This is a genomic window from Rhodococcus sp. 05-2254-5 (assembly GCF_002258575.1).
GTDB classification, from domain to species: domain Bacteria; phylum Actinomycetota; class Actinomycetes; order Mycobacteriales; family Mycobacteriaceae; genus Rhodococcoides; species Rhodococcoides fascians.
On record NZ_NOZG01000003.1, the window covers coordinates 1 to 1,436 of the forward strand.

General features: G+C 61.8%; 2 protein-coding genes. Both read left to right on the plus strand.

What is annotated here, in order from left to right; translation table 11 throughout:
• Positions 1 to 60 precede the first annotated feature (60 nt).
• The gene (locus tag CH278_RS27890; protein WP_032373665.1) at positions 61 to 546 is read left to right on the plus strand and encodes a helix-turn-helix domain-containing protein; all 486 of its coding nucleotides are present in this window, start codon (positions 61 to 63) and stop codon (positions 544 to 546) included.
• Positions 543 to 1,397: an IS3 family transposase gene (locus tag CH278_RS27895; protein ID WP_256991841.1), complete on the plus strand. Its 855-nt coding sequence runs from the start codon at positions 543 to 545 to the stop codon at positions 1,395 to 1,397. The genes CH278_RS27890 and CH278_RS27895 overlap by 4 nt, the downstream gene beginning before the upstream one ends.
• Positions 1,398 to 1,436: the final 39 nt, after the last annotated feature.

Consider the following 1,436-nt stretch of genomic DNA (forward strand, 5'->3'; position numbering starts at 1 on the left):
TTGCACAGCTCCCCGGAAGTTGGACTGAGTAATTCAGTTCCGACTACCGGGGAGTTTTGTATGCGTGCACGAAGTTCACTTACCGAGGATCAGCGGGTCGCGGCGGTAGCGTTGTTCGAGGATGGTGTGGGTGCCGTCTCGGCTGCTGCGAAGGTCGGTGGCGGGGCGGGCCCAGTGATCTTGCTCTACGACCGTTGGCGGGTTCGAGGGAGGAATGCGTTGGTGGAGAAACCGGATCGACAACACTTCTCGTTCGAGTTCAAACTTGCTGTGGTGCAACGTGTTTTGGCTGGCGAGAACAAGATCGAGCTCGCTCGCGAGTACGGACTGTCGTCGGCGAAGATCATCGAGCCCTGGGTCCGCGGATACCGCCGCGACGGCGACGAGGCGCTACGGCCGAAGCGGGCGGGACGTCGACCGGCACCGGGAGTTGATCCCGGGGAGGCCAGCGAACTGGACCGCCTCCGTGAGGAGAACGAGCGGCTGCGCACGCAGGTGGCGTACCTGGGAAAATTGCGGGCCTTGAGGGAACAGGGACGACGGTGAAGGTTCTCGCTGTCATCGCCCTCAAGGCGCAGTACCGTCTCGATGTGTTGCTCGACGTCGCCGGGTTGGCTCGGTCGACGTTCTTCTACCGTCAAGCGCAGTTACGCAGGCCCGATCCGAAGGCTGCGTTGAAAGCGGCGGTGACCAGGGCGTTCGAGAAAAACCACCGACGCTACGGGCATCGACGCGTGCACCGAGTCCTCGTCGACGCGGGGTGGCGGGTGGCGAAGAAGACCGTGCTCGCGGTGATGCGTGAGCTCGGGTTGGCGTGCCGTGTGCGGCGCCGTCGACGGTATGTCTCGTATCAGGGTCAGGTCGGGGCGGTCGCGGCGAACATCCTCGACCGTCAGTTCACGGCGGCGGTCCCGAATCAGAAGTGGGTCACCGATGTCACCGAGTTCCGGATCGGGGAGGCGAAGTTGTATCTGTCGCCGGTGATGGATCTGTTCGACCGCCAGATCATCTCGTATTCGATCGGTCGGTCCCCGACGACGGAGTTCACCAACCGTTCTTTGCGGGCCGCGTTGGGCACCCTCGGCGAACAGGATTATCCAATTGTGCACTCGGATCAGGGTTTTCACTATCAGCACTCGTCGTGGCGGCGGTTGCTGGCCGATGCGGGAGCCATCCAATCGATGTCCCGCAAAGCGAACTGTTACGACAATGCGATCATCGAGAACTTCTTCGGTCACCTCAAAGAGGAGATGTTTCATCACGTCCGATACCTGAACCTCGACGCCTTGCACACCGCGATCGAGGACTACATCGACTGGTTCAACAACGACCGCATCTCGCTACGACTCGACGGCCTGAGCCCGGTGCAATACCGAGCCCAGGCCCTCGCAGCCTAGGATTTCCATTAACCGGTCCAACCCACGGGGTCCAGTGCA

What these genes read in the sequence shown, in the direction of transcription:
- CH278_RS27890 (WP_032373665.1), top strand. Translation starts at nt 61, where the DNA reads ATGCGTGCACGAAGTTCACTTACCGAGGATCAGCGGGTCGCGGCGGTA.